Annotated in this window: 17 protein-coding genes; 14 read left to right on the top strand and 3 right to left on the bottom strand. The window is 64.6% G+C overall.

Annotated features, from left to right (window positions below):
* Window positions 1–36 precede the first annotated feature (36 nt).
* Window positions 37–1,125 carry a heat-inducible transcriptional repressor HrcA gene (gene hrcA, locus B5525_RS09665; RefSeq protein ID WP_079565803.1) on the top strand — a complete coding sequence of 363 codons (1,089 nt, stop codon included), beginning with the start codon at window positions 37–39 and terminating at the stop codon, window positions 1,123–1,125.
* 106 nt (window positions 1,126–1,231) lie between these two features.
* The gene (grpE, locus tag B5525_RS09660) at window positions 1,232–1,852 is read left to right on the top strand and encodes a nucleotide exchange factor GrpE (RefSeq protein WP_079565802.1); all 621 of its coding nucleotides are present in this window, start codon (window positions 1,232–1,234) and stop codon (window positions 1,850–1,852) included.
* Window positions 1,853–1,982: 130 nt separating this feature from the next.
* On the opposite strand, the gene B5525_RS09655 is transcribed toward grpE, so the two are convergent.
* A complete protein-coding gene (locus B5525_RS09655; RefSeq protein WP_079565801.1) occupies window positions 1,983–2,933 on the bottom strand; it encodes a hypothetical protein in 951 nt (316 codons plus the stop codon).
* A 394-nt stretch (window positions 2,934–3,327) separates the two neighbouring features.
* On the opposite strand from B5525_RS09655, the gene dnaK reads away from it, so the two are divergent.
* The 9 genes from dnaK (at window position 3,328) to B5525_RS09610 (ending at window position 10,988) form a co-directional block, all read left to right on the top strand.
* Entirely contained in the window at window positions 3,328–5,229 is a 1,902-nt protein-coding gene (gene dnaK / locus B5525_RS09650; RefSeq protein ID WP_079565800.1) for a molecular chaperone DnaK, read from the top strand.
* Window positions 5,230–5,373: 144 nt separating this feature from the next.
* Window positions 5,374–6,510: a molecular chaperone DnaJ gene (gene dnaJ / locus B5525_RS09645; RefSeq protein ID WP_079565799.1), complete on the top strand. Its 1,137-nt coding sequence runs from the start codon at window positions 5,374–5,376 to the stop codon at window positions 6,508–6,510.
* A gap of 93 nt (window positions 6,511–6,603) precedes the next feature.
* Window positions 6,604–7,206, top strand: a complete 603-nt coding sequence (locus B5525_RS09640; RefSeq protein WP_079565798.1) for a class I SAM-dependent methyltransferase — start codon at window positions 6,604–6,606, stop codon at window positions 7,204–7,206.
* Window positions 7,207–7,279: 73 nt separating this feature from the next.
* Window positions 7,280–7,858 (top strand): NADPH-dependent FMN reductase, encoded by a 579-nt coding sequence (locus B5525_RS09635; RefSeq protein ID WP_079565797.1) that lies wholly within the window; start codon window positions 7,280–7,282, stop codon window positions 7,856–7,858.
* A 6-nt stretch (window positions 7,859–7,864) separates the two neighbouring features.
* Window positions 7,865–8,575 carry an orotidine-5'-phosphate decarboxylase gene (pyrF, locus tag B5525_RS09630; protein WP_079565796.1) on the top strand — a complete coding sequence of 237 codons (711 nt, stop codon included), beginning with the start codon at window positions 7,865–7,867 and terminating at the stop codon, window positions 8,573–8,575.
* A 20-nt stretch (window positions 8,576–8,595) separates the two neighbouring features.
* Entirely contained in the window at window positions 8,596–8,901 is a 306-nt protein-coding gene (locus B5525_RS09625; protein WP_079565795.1) for a DUF1330 domain-containing protein, read from the top strand.
* A 66-nt stretch (window positions 8,902–8,967) separates the two neighbouring features.
* On the top strand, window positions 8,968–9,783 hold the full coding sequence (gene dapB / locus B5525_RS09620; RefSeq protein ID WP_079565794.1) for a 4-hydroxy-tetrahydrodipicolinate reductase: 816 nt from the start codon (window positions 8,968–8,970) through the stop codon (window positions 9,781–9,783).
* 40 nt (window positions 9,784–9,823) lie between these two features.
* Window positions 9,824–10,447: a 2,3-bisphosphoglycerate-dependent phosphoglycerate mutase gene (locus B5525_RS09615; protein ID WP_079565793.1), complete on the top strand. Its 624-nt coding sequence runs from the start codon at window positions 9,824–9,826 to the stop codon at window positions 10,445–10,447.
* Between the two features lie 7 nt (window positions 10,448–10,454).
* Window positions 10,455–10,988 carry a GNAT family N-acetyltransferase gene (locus tag B5525_RS09610; protein WP_244567862.1) on the top strand — a complete coding sequence of 178 codons (534 nt, stop codon included), beginning with the start codon at window positions 10,455–10,457 and terminating at the stop codon, window positions 10,986–10,988.
* A gap of 100 nt (window positions 10,989–11,088) precedes the next feature.
* On the opposite strand, the gene B5525_RS09605 is transcribed toward B5525_RS09610, so the two are convergent.
* Both B5525_RS09605 and B5525_RS09600 read right to left on the bottom strand, forming a co-directional pair.
* Complete coding sequence (locus tag B5525_RS09605; protein WP_079565791.1) at window positions 11,089–11,985, bottom strand: methylated-DNA--[protein]-cysteine S-methyltransferase; 897 nt, start codon at window positions 11,983–11,985, stop codon at window positions 11,089–11,091.
* A 56-nt stretch (window positions 11,986–12,041) separates the two neighbouring features.
* A complete protein-coding gene (locus B5525_RS09600; RefSeq protein WP_079565790.1) occupies window positions 12,042–12,560 on the bottom strand; it encodes a DUF2244 domain-containing protein in 519 nt (172 codons plus the stop codon).
* A 22-nt stretch (window positions 12,561–12,582) separates the two neighbouring features.
* Between B5525_RS09600 and nth the strand changes: the two genes are divergently transcribed.
* From nth to B5525_RS09585, 3 genes are all read left to right on the top strand, one after another.
* Window positions 12,583–13,383, top strand: coding sequence for an endonuclease III (gene nth, locus B5525_RS09595; RefSeq protein WP_079573146.1), 801 nt, complete (start codon window positions 12,583–12,585; stop codon window positions 13,381–13,383).
* Window positions 13,384–13,465: 82 nt separating this feature from the next.
* Window positions 13,466–14,641 (top strand): HlyD family secretion protein, encoded by a 1,176-nt coding sequence (locus B5525_RS09590; RefSeq protein WP_079573144.1) that lies wholly within the window; start codon window positions 13,466–13,468, stop codon window positions 14,639–14,641.
* Entirely contained in the window at window positions 14,628–16,256 is a 1,629-nt protein-coding gene (locus B5525_RS09585) for an MFS transporter (RefSeq protein WP_079565789.1), read from the top strand. Before B5525_RS09590 ends, B5525_RS09585 begins: the two co-directional genes overlap by 14 nt.
* Window positions 16,257–16,353: the final 97 nt, after the last annotated feature.

Below are 16,353 nucleotides of genomic sequence, written 5' to 3'. Positions count from 1 at the left end.
GAGATGGACAGATTAGGGGGTCCAAGGGAGTACGCTGTGGCCCATCACGATCCGATCGGTCTGATCGCGCCGAATGCGGGGCTCGCCCAGCTGAACGAGCGCTCGCGCGACATTTTTCGTCAAATCGTCGAGAGTTACCTGGCGACCGGCGAGCCGGTCGGCTCGCGCAACATCTCGCGCCTGATCGCGGTACCGCTGTCGCCGGCCTCGGTGCGCAATGTGATGGCCGATCTCGAGCAGCTCGGCCTGATCTACGCGCCGCACACCTCGGCCGGACGGCTGCCGACCGAAATGGGCTTGCGGTTCTTCGTCGATGCCCTGATGCAGGTCGGCGATCTCACCGATGCGGAGCGGCAGTCGATCCAGAGCCAGCTTTCGTCGATCGGCCGCGGGCAGTCGGTCGAAGCCGCCCTCGGCGAAGCCCTGACCCGGCTGTCGGGCCTGACGCGGGCCGCGGCGGTGGTGCTGACCGCGAAGTCCAATTCGCGCCTGAAACATATCGAATTCGTGCGGCTGGAGCCGGAACGGGCGCTGGTGGTCCTGGTCAGCGAGGACGGCCAGGTCGAGAACCGCGTGCTGACGCTGCCGCCGGGAGTGCCGTCGTCGGCGCTGGTCGAAGCCACCAATTTCCTCAATTCGCGGATCAGGGGCCGGACGCTGGCAGAAGCGCGGCTGGAACTGGAAACCGCGTTGACGCAAAACCGCGCCGAACTCGATCAGCTGACGCAGAAGGTCATCGCCGCGGGAATCGCGAGCTGGTCCGGCGGCGAGAACGACGACCGCCAGCTGATCGTGCGCGGCCACGCCAATTTGCTGGAAGACCTGCACGCGCTGGAAGACCTGGAGCGGGTGCGGCTGTTGTTCGACGATCTCGAGACCAAGCGCGGCGTGATCGATCTCTTGGGCCGGGCCGAGCGCGCCGAGGGCGTGCGGATTTTCATCGGCTCGGAAAACAAGCTGTTCTCGCTGTCCGGCTCCTCCACCATCATCGCCCCCTACAGCGATGCCGCCGGCCATATCGTCGGGGTCCTCGGCGTGATCGGGCCAACCCGGCTCAATTATGCCAGGGTGATACCGACCGTGGACTATGCCGCACGGATCGTCAGCCGGATGCTGGGCGGATAAGGCCCCCGGCGAGGGCGGGTTGCGCTTGATTTTTAGCGCCTAAAGCACGATATCCCGCCCCAGCACCCCCCAAATTCATTCCAGGCGATTTTCAAGAGGACAGTCTATGACCGATCCCAACCGGCAAAGCGATGAACAGGTGAATCCGGCGCAGGGACCGGAGCCCGTCGTTTCCAAGCCGTACATCATGCCCGATGATCCCGAAGTCGGATCGGTCGAGGCCCTCGCCAGGGAAGCCGCGGAATCGCGCGACAAGATGCTGCGGACGCTGGCGGAAATGGAAAACCTGCGCAAGCGTACCGCGCGCGAAGTCGCCGATGCGCGCACCTATGGCATCACCGGTTTCGCGCGCGACGTCCTCGATATCGCCGATAATCTGCAGCGTGCGCTCGATGCGGTTCCGGCCGAGGCCAAGGCGGCCGCCGATCCCGGCCTCAAGGCACTGATCGAGGGCGTCGAGCTGACTGAGCGGTCGCTGCTCAACACCCTGGAGAAGAACGGCGTCAAGAAGTTCGATCCCTCGGGCGAGAAATTCGATCCGAATTTCCAGCAGGCGATGTACGAAGTCCCGGACGCCTCGGTGCCGGCGGGAACGGTGGTCCAGGTGGTGCAGGCCGGTTACACGATCGGCGAGCGTGTGCTGCGGCCGGCGCTGGTCGCGGTCTCCAAGGGCGGCGCCAAGGCCAGCGCGCCGGCCAACGGCAACGAGCCGAACAGCGCGGCCTGAAGCATTCGCCAGTTCATCCTTCGAGACGGCCGCGTTGCGGCCTCTTCAGGATGAGGTCATGAACCCCTCATGGTGAGGAGCACGTCTTCGCGCGTCTCGAACCATGAGCCTTCGATTGGCCAGACCCCGGTCAGCCGCGCGGCTGGATTCCATCGCGCACCGCGCGGAAGCGTGGAAACGCCTTGGCCCAGTCGTCGCGCGGGGCGCTTGCGATGATCCGCATGGTGCTCTGGCCACCGAAGCGCAGCCATTGCACCACGGTGACCGGGGTATTGCCCTTGCCGCTGGTGGCATCGATCCGGGTTTCGTAGCCGGCCATGCCGTCGATCCGGATCGGTTCCGACATCGTCATGTGCGCGTCGCGGACGCCGGGGATCGTGGTTGCGGCCTGCTGGGCGAAACGGCCGCGATCGTCGGGCTGCGCCGGCGTCGATCCCATCAGGCCGATCACCATGAAGGGCGCGACCTCGAAGCCCTTGGCTTCGTCGCTGTCGCCGAGGATGAGGGCGGCGCCCGGCGCCAGCGTGCGGACCGTCTTAAAATCGGCGAGGTCAGTGATCTTGAACGGCAGCAAAGACAGCTGCTCGTCGATCGGGACTTCCTTGCGGATCGCGGCGGAGGCGAACATCTGCCGTACGGCGTCGTCGGTATAGATCTTGCCGGCATTCTCGGGGACCTGCACGGCGACATAGCCGGAGAAGGTGCTGCCCGGCAGGATCATCGAGTAGCGCCGCACATTGGCGGCGCCATTCTTGGCGCTCTCCGTGGTGTAATAGGCGAGGCCGGCTGACGTCTCGATGCTCTCCGGCTTGATGCCGCCGGCACCAGCGGGATTGGCCTTGAAGGCGTTGGCGACCTCGCCATAGGCCTCGGCCGGCAGCTCCGTCACCAATACCCTGACGCCGTGGTCCTCGGTCTCGAAGCCGACGAATGCCTTGGCGGGGACGAGGCCCACCAGCGGCGTCAGACCGACCCGCATGCCCGGCGGAAAGACCGGGTCCGCGGCGAGCGCCGGACCGAAGGCAAGCGAGGCGGCGGCGACGACCAGGGCAATGGCGGCGGTTAGTCGAATGAGCTTCATGAAATTTCTACTGGGTTTGCATTGAGGCCGTTCAATGGTCGGCCGGCAGCGGCCCCTGACCGGGACCTTGGAGCTTTGGCGTCCGATTTTAGCGGGTTTCAGGTCCCGGCAACAGGCCACCGGCCCCGATTCTCCGGGATGCCGGGACCCGTGCCCTGTCGGCGCTGAGGCGTGTTCATCATCGTCAGGGCCGGTCCCGTGTCCAAGCAGACACTATCTTTCAAGGGTGAGCGTTTTCATGGGCTAAGGTTGCGCCCGGTCCTTGCGGGCCCCCACCCCCCTCCTATATGAGGCTCACCGTCGCAATATCGCGAGTAATTGATCGTTTGGGGGTTTGGATTGGTGCGCCGTCAGGGCCCAGCCAACCTGCCGCAAAAAGAAGGATATGAGGACCATGGGAAAGGTCATTGGGATCGATCTCGGCACCACGAATTCGTGCGTCGCCGTAATGGATGGCAAGAATGCGAAAGTCATCGAGAACGCCGAGGGCATGCGGACGACCCCCTCGATCGTCGCCTTTAGCGATGACGGCGAGCGCCTTGTCGGCCAGCCTGCCAAGCGCCAGGCCGTAACCAATCCCGAGCGCACCTTCTTCGCGGTCAAGCGCCTCGTCGGCCGCCGCTATGACGACCCGATGGTCGAAAAGGACAAGAAGCTCGTCCCCTACAAGATCGTCAAGGCGTCCAACGGCGATGCCTGGGTCGAAGCCGACGGCAAGACCTATTCGCCCTCGCAGATTTCCGCTTTCATCCTGCAGAAGATGAAAGAGACCGCCGAAGCCCATCTCGGCCAGAAGGTCGATCAGGCCGTCATCACCGTTCCCGCCTATTTCAACGACGCGCAACGTCAGGCCACCAAGGACGCCGGCAAGATCGCCGGCCTCGAAGTGCTGCGCATCATCAACGAGCCGACCGCGGCCGCGCTCGCCTACGGTCTCGACAAGACCAAGACCGGCACTATTGCGGTGTACGACCTCGGCGGCGGCACCTTCGATATCTCGATTCTTGAAATCGGCGACGGCGTGTTCGAGGTGAAGTCGACCAACGGCGACACCTTCCTCGGCGGCGAAGATTTCGACATGCGCCTGGTCAGCTATCTGGCCGATGAGTTCCAGAAGGAGCAGGGCATCAACCTGCGCAACGACAAGCTGGCCTTGCAGCGCCTGAAAGAGGCCGCCGAAAAGGCCAAGATCGAATTGTCCTCGACCACGCAGACCGAAATCAATCTGCCGTTCATCACGGCCGATCAGACCGGACCGAAGCATCTGACGATGAAGCTGACGCGCGCCAAGTTCGAGGCGCTGGTCGACGATCTCGTTCAGAAGACCATCGATCCCTGCCGCAAGGCGCTGAAGGATGCGGGCCTCACCGCCGCCGAGATCGGCGAAGTGGTGCTGGTCGGCGGCATGACGCGCATGCCCAAGGTTCAGGAAGTGGTGAAGCAGTTGTTCGGCAAGGAGCCGCACAAGGGCGTCAACCCGGATGAAGTCGTCGCCATTGGTGCGGCGATCCAGGCCGGCGTGCTTCAGGGCGACGTCAAGGACGTGCTGCTGCTCGACGTCACGCCGCTGTCGCTCGGCATCGAGACGCTGGGTGGCGTGTTCACCCGCATCATCGACCGCAACACCACTATCCCGACCAAGAAGAGCCAGGTGTTCTCGACCGCCGAGGACAATCAGAACGCCGTCACCATCCGCGTCTTCCAGGGCGAGCGCGAAATGGCGGCCGACAACAAGGTTCTGGGCCAGTTCGACCTGATGGGCATTCCGCCGTCGCCGCGCGGCATGCCGCAGATTGAGGTCACCTTCGACATCGACGCCAACGGCATCGTCAACGTCTCGGCCAAGGACAAGGCGACCGGCAAGGAGCAGCAGATCCGGATCCAGGCCTCCGGCGGCCTGTCGGAAGCCGACATCCAGAAGATGGTCAAGGACGCCGAGGCCAACGCGGCCGAGGACAAGAAACGCCGCGAGGCGGTCGACGCCAAGAACCATGCCGACGCGCTGGTGCATTCCACCGAGAAGGCGCTGGCCGAACATGGTTCGAAGATCCCGGAGACCGACCGGCGCGCCATCGAGGACGCCGTCAGCGATCTGAAGGAAGCGCTGAAGGGCGACGATGCCGAGGCGATCAAGGCCAAGACCAACACGCTGGCGCAGGCTTCGATGAAGCTCGGCGAGGCGATGTACAAGCAACAGGCCGAGAGCGATGCGGCCAAGGATGCCGCAAAGGATGACGTGGTCGACGCGGAATTCACCGAAGTCGACGACGACAAGAACAACAAGAAGTCTGCTTAAACGGGCTTGGATCATGACCCTCATTCCGAAGAGCACGCCAATTGCGTCTCCAGGGATGAGGGTCATTTTTCGTTAAGCCGAAGGCTGCATTGTTTCACGCGCGTTCCCAAGGGAATGAGGACGAATATCGGGCGGGTTTGACGGATGTCCACCACCAAGCGCTGCTACTACGAAACCCTCGAAGTCGACCGGACCGCGGACGATTCCAAGCTTAAGGCCGCCTTCCGCAAGCTTGCGATGAAATGGCATCCGGACAAGAATCCAGGCGACGCCTCCAGCGAAGTCCGCTTCAAGGAAATCAACGAAGCCTACGAAGTCCTCAAGGACGGCGAAAAGCGCGCCGCCTATGACCGTTTCGGTCACGCGGCCTTCGAGCAGGGCGGTGGCGGCGGTCCCGGCTTCGGCGCCGGCTTTGCCTCGTCATTTTCCGATATTTTCGAAGACCTGTTCGGCATGGCCGGCCAGCGCGGGCGCGGCGGCGGCGGGCGCGAACGCGGCGCGGACCTGCGCTACAACATGGAAATCACGCTGGACGAGGCCTTCTTCGGCAAGACCGCCCAGATCGAGATCCCGGTTTCGGTGACCTGCGATTCCTGTTCGGGCACCGGTGCCAAGGCCGGCACCAAGCCGAAGACCTGTTCGATGTGCGGTGGTGCGGGGCGGGTTCGGCAGGCGCAGGGCTTCTTCACGCTGGAGCGTACCTGCCCTGGCTGCCAGGGCCGCGGCCAGATGATCGAAGACCCCTGCCCGTCATGCACGGGCTCCGGCCGGGTGACGCGCGAGCGCAATCTGTCGGTCAATATTCCGCAAGGCGTGGAAGACGGCACCCGCATCCGGCTTGCCGGCGAAGGCGAGGCCGGCGTCCGCGGCGGTCCGCCCGGCGATCTCTACATTTTCCTGTCGCTGGCCAGCCACGAATTCTTCCAGCGCGATGGCGCCGACTTGCACTGCCGGGTCCCGATCTCGATGGTGACGGCAGCACTCGGCGGCGAGTTCGAGGTGCCGACCATCGACAAGGGAAAAACCAAGGTGAAAATCCCTTCCGGGACCCAGTCCGGCCGGCGCTTTCGCATTGCATCAAAAGGCATGCCGGTGCTTCGCTCGCGCCAGACCGGCGACATGTATGTCCAGGTGGTGGTCGAAACGCCGCAGAACCTCACCAAGAAGCAGCAGGAATTGCTGGCCGAGTTCGAAAAATTATCGTCCGGTGCAACCCAGCCCGAAGCGGCGGGTTTCTTCACCAAGGTCAAGGACTTCTTCGGCACCCGCGCCGCGTCATAGGCGCGGTCCGGCTTGACCGTATCGCCTGCGACCTATACCTCTTTATGACTATTTTCTGACACTGCCGCGCGAGCGGTCCCGCCTGGTAGCGACATGCCTTTGCAATCGTCCGCGCGTGCGTTGAAGAAGCCTCTTCGTCTCGACGACGAGGTGCGTTTTCTCCGTTCATGGATCGAGAAGCCGCTGCACATGGGCGCGGTGATGCCGTCGGGACGGGTGTTGGCCCGTACCATGGCGCAGTATGTCGACATCAAATCCGAAGGGCCGGTCGTCGAACTTGGGCCAGGGACCGGTGCGATCACCAACGCCCTGATCGAGCGCGGCGTCGATCAGAAGCGGCTCGTACTGGTCGAATATAATCCTTCCTTCTGCGCGCTGCTGCGCGAGCGCTACCCGCTCGCCAAGGTAGTGCAGGGCGACGCCTATACGCTGCGCGATTCGCTCCGCAACGTCCTCAGTGCTCCCGCCTCCGCCGTGGTCTCCGGTCTGCCGCTCGTGACCAAGCCGATGCTGACGCGGCTGAAACTGATCCGCGAGGCGTTCGTTGCGCTCGGGCCCGGCGCGCCGTTCGTGCAGTTCACCTATTCGGTGGCACCGCCAATTCCGAAATCATTGCCCGGCGTGTCCACGGAAGCTTCCGAACGCATCTGGATGAACCTTCCGCCGGCGCGTGTCTGGGTGTATCGCAAGCACTGATACGCGCGGATTATTCCGCGGAAGCCATAGGCTCGCGCGCGCTGCGAGTTGGTCCGAACGCGATTTTTAAATCATGTCCGCCCTGAAGATCCTCGTGATCCCCGGCTCGCTGCGCACCGGCTCGCTCAATGCGAGGCTTGCCGCAACCGCCGCCTATGAATTCACCCAGGCCGGGGCCGAAATCACCCGCATTTCGCTCGCCGATTTTCCGCTGCCGATCTATGACGGCGACCTGCAGAGCAAATCGGGCGTGCCGAAGCACGCCGTCAATCTCAAGCGGATGATATCGGCCCATCATGGCGTCCTCATCGTGACGCCGGAATACAATTCGTCGGTCCCGCCGCTGGTCAAGAACACCATCGACTGGGTGAGCCGGGTGCAGGATCCGCAGGAAAGCCGCGGCCAGGTGTTCCGGGAACGCCCGTTTGCGATCGCCTCCGCTTCCGAGGGTCGGCTCGGCGGCACGCGATCGCTGGCGGCGCTGCGGCTGATCCTGTCGGCCTGTCACGCGACGGTGATTCCGAACCAGCTCGCGCTGTCGTTCGCATCGGGAGCCTATGATGATATGGACAGGCTGAAGCATCCGGCGGATGTCGAGGCGCTGGCCGCGCTGGTGCGGCAATTGATCGAATTTTCCCAACGCATGATGTGAGGTGACATGCAGCCCTCCAGGATCGCCTCCCGCGACCGGTTGATTGTGGCGCTTGATCTGGCCGAGGTCACTGCTGCGGAGGCGATGATCGCGCGGCTCGGCGACAGCGTCACTTTCTACAAGATCGGCTATCAGCTCGCTTACGCCGGTGGATTGCCGCTGGTCGGCCGGCTCGCGGATGCCGGCAAGAAGGTGTTCATCGATCTCAAGCTGCACGACATCGGCAACACGGTGGCGCGCGGTGTCGAGAGCATCGCCAAGTCTGGCGCGACCTTCCTGACCGTGCATGCCTATCCGCAGACCATGAAGGCCGCCGTGGAGGCCCGCGCCGGATCGGGTCTGAAGATCCTCGCCGTCACCGTGCTGACTTCCTACGACGACGGCGATCTCCACGCCGCGGGCTACCGGTTCGGCGTCTCCGACCTGGTCGAGGCACGCGCCCAGCAGGCGCAGGTGCTCGGCGTCGACGGCCTCGTCTGTTCGCCGGAGGAAGCAGTGAGCCTGCGCAAGGTCGTCGGCCATCAGATGGTGCTGGTGACGCCGGGCATCCGCCCCGCGGGCAGCGCTACGGGCGACCAGAAGCGCATCATGACGCCGGGGCGCGCGATTGCCGCCGGCAGCGATTATCTGGTGGTCGGCCGGCCCGTGCTGGAAGCCGCCGATCCCCGAGCAGCGGCGGACGCGATCCAGGCGGAAATCGTGCAGGCGCTGGGTTAAAGCAAGAAAGGAAAAAGCAGATGGCAAAGGGCTACTGGATCGCACGGGTCGATGTGAACAACATGGATGGCTACCAGGAATACGTCGCGCAGAACGGCGCGGTGTTTGCCAAATACGGCGCCAAGTTCCTGGTGCGCGGCGGCAAGCATGTGCCCAAGGAAGGCACCTCGCGCTCGCGCAACGTGGTACTGGAGTTCAAGGATTACGAGACCGCGCTTGCCTGCTACAATTCCCCAGAATATGTCCGTCTGGTCGCGATCCGCTCGCCGCACGCCGAGAGCGACCTCGTGATCATCGAGGGCTATGACGGCCCGCAGCCGCAATAGCGGAAGGCGCAGTCGGTTGCCGGAATGGCCTGCCCCGGCTATACCGCAGGGGCGAGGGCTTGAACAATGTCCGACATGCGCTTGATCGTTGCGGGGGCCGGCGGCCGGATGGGCCGCGCGCTGACGCGTGTCATTTCGGAAACCAAGGGCGCCGTTCTCACCGGCGCGCTGGAGGCGCCCGGCTCGGAACTGCTGGGCAAGGACGCCGGCGTGCTCGCCGGCCTGCCCGCCAACGGCGTCATGCTGTCGGCCGATTTGTGGTCGCTGTCGGCCAATGCCGACGGCATTCTGGACTTCACCGTGCCCAAGGCGACCATCGCCAATGTCGCGATCGCCGCCCAGCGCGGCCTGGTGCACGTCATCGGCACCACCGGTCTTTCAGGTTCGGACGACGCCGTCATCAGGAGCGTCACCTCGCGCGCCATTGTCGTCAAATCGGGCAATATGAGCCTCGGCGTCAATCTGCTGGCGGCGCTGGTCAAGCGGGTCGCGCAATCGCTTGACGAAAGCTTTGATATCGAAATCCTTGACGTGCACCACCGCGCCAAGATCGACGCGCCCTCGGGCACCGCCTTGATGCTGGGCGAGGCCGCGGCCTCGGGCCGGGGAATCCCGCTCGATCAGCACGCCGCGCGTGGCCGCGACGGCATCACAGGCGCGCGGAAAACCGGCGATATCGGCTTTGCATCGTTGCGGGGCGGCTCCGTCACCGGCGATCACAGCGTGATCTTTGCGGGCCCGATGGAACGCATCGAGCTGACGCACCGGGCCGAGGATCGCACCATGTTCGCGCAGGGCGCCATCAAGGCAGCGCTGTGGGCGCGCGACAAGAAGCCCGGCATGTATTCGATGACCGACGTGCTCGGCCTCAGCGATTTCTGAAGGGCCTGGCGATTTACCTGGATATCAACGGAATAAGAAAATGAGCGATCGTCTCCTTGTGCTGGTGCGTCATGGCCAGAGCGAATGGAACCTGAAGAATCTCTTCACCGGCTGGAAGGATCCCGGTCTCACCGAGCTGGGCATCGCCGAGGCCAAGGAAGCCGGCCGCAAGCTGAAGGCGCAGGGCCTCACCTTCGACATCGCCTTTACCTCGGCGCTGACGCGCGCGCAACAAACGCTGGACCTGATGCTGACCGAACTCGGCCAGACCGGCCTTTCCACGAGGAAAGACCAGGCGCTCAACGAGCGCGACTATGGCGATCTCTCCGGCCTCAACAAGGATGATGCGCGCAAGAAATGGGGCGAGCAGCAGGTGCTGATCTGGCGGCGCTCCTACGACGTGCCGCCGCCCGGCGGCGAAAGCCTCAAGGACACGCTGGCGCGCACGCTGCCTTATTACGTGCAGGAGATCCTGCCTTGCGTGCTGCGGGGCGAACGCACGCTGGTCGCGGCGCACGGCAATTCGCTGCGCGCGCTGATCATGGTGCTGGAAAAGCTTAACCCCGAAAACATCCTCAAGCGCGAACTCGCCACCGGCGTCCCGATCATCTATCGGCTCAATGCCGATTCCACCGTGGCGACGAAACTCGATCTGGCGGCGTGAGCGCCAAGTGACCGCGAGGGCGGAGATCGTTTCGCTTGGCGCGCCGGTCGCGGACAGCGCGCTGGCGCAGTTGGCCGATGTGCTGGTCGACTGCGTCGAAGGCGGCGCCAGCGTCAGTTTCATGGCGCCGTTCCCGCACGATTCGGCGCTCGCGTTCTTTCGCAAGGTGGCGGCCTCGGTCGAGTCGGGAGACACCGTGCTGCTGGCGGCCCGGCTCGACGGAAAAATCGTCGGCACGGTCCAGCTCGGGCTGGATACGCCGCCGAACCAGCCGCACCGCGCCGACATCAAGAAGATGCTGGTGCATCGCTTCGCGCGCGGCCGCGGCATCGGCGCCGCCCTGATGGCGGAGGTCGAGGCGGAAGCGCGCCGCCACGGCCGCTGGCTTTTGGTGCTGGACACGGTGCCCGGCGAAAATGGCCATCGCCTCTATCAGCGGGCCGGCTGGACGCAAACCGGCCTCGTGCCTGATTACGCGATGTTTCCCGACGGCCGGCTATGCGACACCGCGATCATGTGGAAACGGCTGGAGAAACCGTAGGGTGGGCAAAGCGCAGCGCGCCCGCCGCTCAATTTGCGATCCATCATGGACGGTGGGCACGGCGCAAGAGCGCCTTTGCCCACCCTAGGATTGCAAGGCCCTACTGTATCCCCACCTGCCCGGCTTCCCAGCCGATCATCGCCTGCTTGCGGGTGATGCCCCAGTGGTAGCCGGTCAGCGCGCCGCTCTTGCCGAGCGCGCGATGGCAGGGCACCACGAACGAAAGCGGGTTCTTGCCGACCGCGGCACCGACCGCGCGCGAGGCCTTCGGGCTCTTGATGTTGCTGGCGATGTCCGAATAGCAGACCGCGCGGCCCATCGGGATCTTCAACAGCGTCTCCCACACCCGCACCTCGAAATCGGTGCCGATCAGAACCACGCGCAGCGGCTGATCGGGTCGCCACAGCTTGGGGTCGAAGATGCGCTGCGCCAATCCGGCCGTGCCGTCACGGTCCTCGACATAGGTCGCGCGCGGCCAGCGTCGCTGCATGTCGGCGAGCGCGGCCGATTCCTCGCCCGGATCCGCAAACGCCAGCCCGGCCAGCCCGCGGCCGCTGGCGATCACGATCGCGGTTCCGAACGGCGAAGGATGAAAACCGTAACGCAGCGTCATGCCGGCGCCGCCGTTCTTCCACTCGCCCGGCGACATCGCCTCATGGGTGACGAACAGATCGTGCAGCCGTCCCGGGCCGGAAAGTCCGGAGTCGAGTGCGGCGTCGAGGATGCTGGCGGAATCGCGTAACAGGCCCTTGGCGTGATCAAGCGTCAGCGCCTGCATGAAGGCCTTCGGGGTCAGCCCGGCCCAGCGGCGAAACAGATGATGCAGCTCATCCGGCGTCACGGCCGCGGCATCCGCCATCGCCTCGATGGTCGGCTGCGTGCGCCAATGCTCCGAGATGAAGGCGATGGCGCGCCGCACCGAATCATAGTCGCGCAGCGCGGCGTTCTGGGGTCCCGGTTTGGTGAGGCGGTGCTCATTCATGGCGAGGTTCATCATGGCTTAGGATGTAGGCTGGGGGCGCGATCGAAACCACCCGATTCCCGATCAGCAGTTCACGAGATCGGGTTATGGGTCGGACCCCGCTTGGCGGCCTGCAGCGCAGCCGTCAAGGCTTTGGCAAAGCTGGCCTTTTCGTCGGGTCCCAGAAAGCTTCCGATCGCGAAATGGCGGCCCTTGGAAACCAGATAAAGCTTTTCGATGCCATATTCGGCGTGGCTGATCTGGTCGAGCCGCACCCACAGCGGATTGAGCACGAATTCGACCACGTGGCCGCGATGGCTGATCCGGCGCAGGCGCAGCTCCGACGGCGTCACGAGGATTTCCTCGCTCGCTTTGGCGCGGCGAAAATTGACCTTGAACGCCCAGTAGATCGCCAGTACATCGAGGCTGAAAACGCCCAGCACCGGCCAGGCGCCCATCAGCAGAAACGCCATGCCGGCGACAAAGCTGACGAAGGTGACGAACGCCATCACGACCAGAAAGCCGGCCCGGTTCAGCGAGCGATGCGGCGTCAGCAGCGCCGAAAAAATCTCCGGCTGTGCGTCCGGATCAAAATCGTTGCCTGTGGTCATGGCCTGTCAGTATACCCCCATCATGGCGAAAATCACCCGCAAGCCCCTGCCCAAATCGAAAGCAACTGTTCCACAACGCGCCGGCAAGGCCAAGGCTCCCGCGGCGGCGAAGGCGAAGCGCGGAAGGCCGGCCAACAAAGCCGCGGGCCGATCGGTGCCGGCGCGCGCCGCAACCAAAAAGACAAAGCCGTGGACGCCAGCCGAGGTTTACGAAGCCTTCAGCCGTTTTCGCAAAGCCAATCCCGAGCCGAAGGGCGAGCTGGAGCATCTCAATCCCTTTACGCTGCTGGTCGCCGTGGTGCTGTCGGCGCAGGCGACCGACGCCGGTGTCAACAAGGCGACGCGGGCGCTGTTTGCGGTTGCCGACACGCCGCAGAAGATGCTCGCGCTCGGCGAGGAGAATGTGCGCGACTACATCAAGACCATCGGGCTTTTTCGAAACAAGGCGAAGAACGTCATTGCGCTCTCGGAAAAACTGATCGCCGAATTCGGCGGCGAGGTGCCGCGCAGCCGCGCCGAAATCGAGTCGCTGCCCGGGGCGGGACGCAAGACCGCCAATGTCGTGCTCAACATGGCGTTCGGCGAGCACACCATGGCGGTCGATACCCACGTGTTCCGGGTCGGCAACCGCACGGGGCTTGCGCCCGGCAACACGCCGCTGGATGTGGAACTCGGCCTGGAGCGCGTGATTCCGCCCGAATTCATGCTGCATGCGCATCACTGGCTGATCCTGCACGGCCGCTATACTTGTCTGGCGCGCAAGCCGCGCTGCGAGGTATGCCTGATCAATGATCTCTGCCGCTGGCCGGAAAAGACGGTTTGAGGCATGATCGCTGTGATGGCATAGCGGAATGCAATCTTCCCTCGCTGTTGGAATGGGGAAGATTGAAGTAGAGGTGGCGTCCTTGAGTCAGCAGGATCAGATCCGCCCGGCACCCTCGGCGGGCCAGACCGGATCAACACCATCCGCGCCGCCCGCGCCCATCGCCACTGCGTCAACTTCGCCACCGCCCGTTTCGCGCGGTACGTTGGGCCGTCTTGCGCTTCCGCTGTTCGCTGTGCTGGTGGCCTTCGGATTTGTCGCACTGGCGACGCTGCGCTGGGATGAATGGGTCGGGGCGGCCAGGATCCAGACCACCAACGATGCCTATATCAAGGCCGAGTTGACCCGGCTGAGCAGCCGTGTCGCCGGTGAGGTCCTCACCGTCGCCGTCAAGGACTTTCAGCGCGTCAAGGCCGGCGATCTTCTGGTCCAAATCGATCCGGCCGACTACGAAGCCCAGGTCGCGCAGGCCGAGGCCGGCGTCGCCGGCGCACAGGCCGCGCTCGACAATCTCGCTAACCAGGTCGAGCTGCAATACGCAACCATCGCGCAAGGCGAGGCACAGCAGGTGTCGGCGCAGGCGCAGGAGGTCGAAACCCGCGAGGAGCAGGAGCGGCAGCAGTCGTTGACCCAGACCGAGGCCGGCACACGGCAAAAGCTCGAACAGGCCACCGCTGCCTACGCCCGCGCGCAGGCCGACGTGCGGGCGAGCCGCGCCCTCATCGCGGCCGAGCGGCATCAGCTCGAAGTGCTGTCCGGCACCAAGAAGCAGCGCGAGGCGGATCTGCTGGGCGCCAAGGCGGTGCTGGCCGCGGCCAAACTCAAGCTCGGCTACACCAAGATCGTCGCGCCGTTCGACGGCGTGGTCGGCGAGCGGCAGGTTCAGCCCAACGACTACGTCAATATCGGCAGCAATCTGATCGACGTCGTGCCGCTGCCTGACGTCTATATCATCGCCAATTACAAGGAGACCCAGCTCACCAACGTCAAGCCGGGCCAGCCGGTCGACATTGCCGTCGACACGTTCTCGCGCGAGAAACTGCATGGCCATGTCGAGCGCATCGCGCCCGCCAGCGGCTCGCAATTCGCGCTGCTGCCGCCGGACAACGCGACGGGCAATTTCACCAAGGTGGTGCAGCGCATCCCGGTCCGGATCGCGTTCGACAAGGGCCAGAAGCTGCTGGAGCGCCTGCTGCCGGGAATGTCGGTGGAATCCCGCATTCACACCGACGAGACTGCGGCTGATGGCGGAAAGTAGCGACAACGGGCAGGGCCCGCGCTCGCGCGGCGGCATCGCGCCGCAGCCTTTGTTCGCGGTCGCCGCCGTCCTGCTCGGCTCGTTTCTCGCCAATTTCGACAGCCGCCTGACGTCGGTCGGCTTGGCCGATCTGCGCGGCGCCTTCTCGCTGGGCTTTGACGAGGGTGCCTGGCTTTCCACGGCGTCGATCGGCTCGCAGATCTTCATCGCGCCGGCGGTGGCGTGGCTTGCGACCGCGTTCGGGCTGCGCCGCGTGCTCGGCATTCCGAGTCTGGTCTACGCCCTGGTCTCGCTGCTGATCCCGTTCGTGCGCAACTATCCGACGCTGATTGCGCTCAGCATCGTTCATGGCATTCTGCTCGGCACCTTCGTGCCTGCGACGCTGATGATCATCTTGCGCAATTTGCCGATCCGCTGGTGGCTGCCGGCAATCGCGATCTATGCGATCCGGGTCGGCTTCGCGCTCGACAGCAGCACCTTGGTGGTCGGGTTTTACGTCGATCATCCGGGCTGGCAGTGGCTGTACTGGCAGGGCGCCGTGATCGCGCCGCTGATGGGGCTGATGGTCTATTTCGGCACGCCGCGAGAACCGGTCAACCGCGAGGTGCTCAGGGATGCCGACTGGGGCGGCATGCTGCTGCTCGGCACCGGCGTTTCCATGATCTATGCCGGGCTCGATCAGGGCAATCGCCTCGACTGGCTGGGATCCGGCACGGTCGCCGCGCTCGTGATCGGCGGCGGCGTGCTGTGCGTCGCCTTCCTGATCAACGAGATGCTGGTTCGCCGGCCCTGGGCCCATGTCAGCGTGTTGTTCTCGCGCAATGTCGGGCTCTCGCTGGTCGTCATCCTGCTCTACACGCTCACCAGCCTGTCCAATTCATCGCTGGTGCCGAACTTTCTTTCGGTCGTCGGCCAGTTGCGTCCCGAGCAGACCGGCGTGCTGCTGGTGCTCTGGGGCGCGCTGCCGATGTTCGTGCTGGTGCCGGTGTCGATCTTCATGCTTCGGCATGTCGACCCCAGGGGCGTGCTGATCATTGGCCTGTCGGCCTTCGCCGCGGCGAATTTGCTGGGTACGCAGCTGACGCACGACTGGGCGCTCGGCGATTTCGTCGTGATCGCCTTGCTGCAATCGATCGGACAGGCCTTCACCCTGCTGCCGATCCTCCTCATCGCGCTGTCGAACTCCGACTTTACCCGGGCCACCGCGTTTGCTGCCTATGTCCAGGTCATGCGGCTCGGCGGCGCCGAGATCGGCGTGGCGCTGATGGGCACCTGGCTGCGCGTCCGCGCGCAGATCCACTCCAATTATATCGGCCAGCATATCGAGAGCGGCGGCGACAAGGTGGTCCGGATGCTCAAGCAGTTGTCGGACAGCTTTGCCAGCCACGGCGCGGCAACCGCGCCGGCCCGCGCGCTGGGAACGCTCTCGGCGCTGGTCGCGCGCGAGGCGAACGTGCTCGCCTATATCGACGGATTCTGGCTGACATTCTGGCTGGCGATGATCGCGCTGGGTTTCGTCGCCCTGATGACCCGGGCGCCGCCGGGACCGTTGATGCCCACGCCGTTCGGCGCCGCGCAGGCGCTGCGGCGGCGGTTGGGGTGGACGCGGGTGTAGGAGGGTTCTCTATCTAATATTAACCTGCTCCGTCCTCATCCTGAGGAGCCGCGCTTGCGCGGCGTCTCGAAGGATGGTCGGCAGGCGGGCACTCATG

Source organism: Bradyrhizobium erythrophlei, from assembly GCF_900129505.1.
Lineage (GTDB): Bacteria > Pseudomonadota > Alphaproteobacteria > Rhizobiales > Xanthobacteraceae > Bradyrhizobium > Bradyrhizobium erythrophlei_D.
This window is presented reverse-complemented; position numbering and strand designations above follow the sequence as displayed.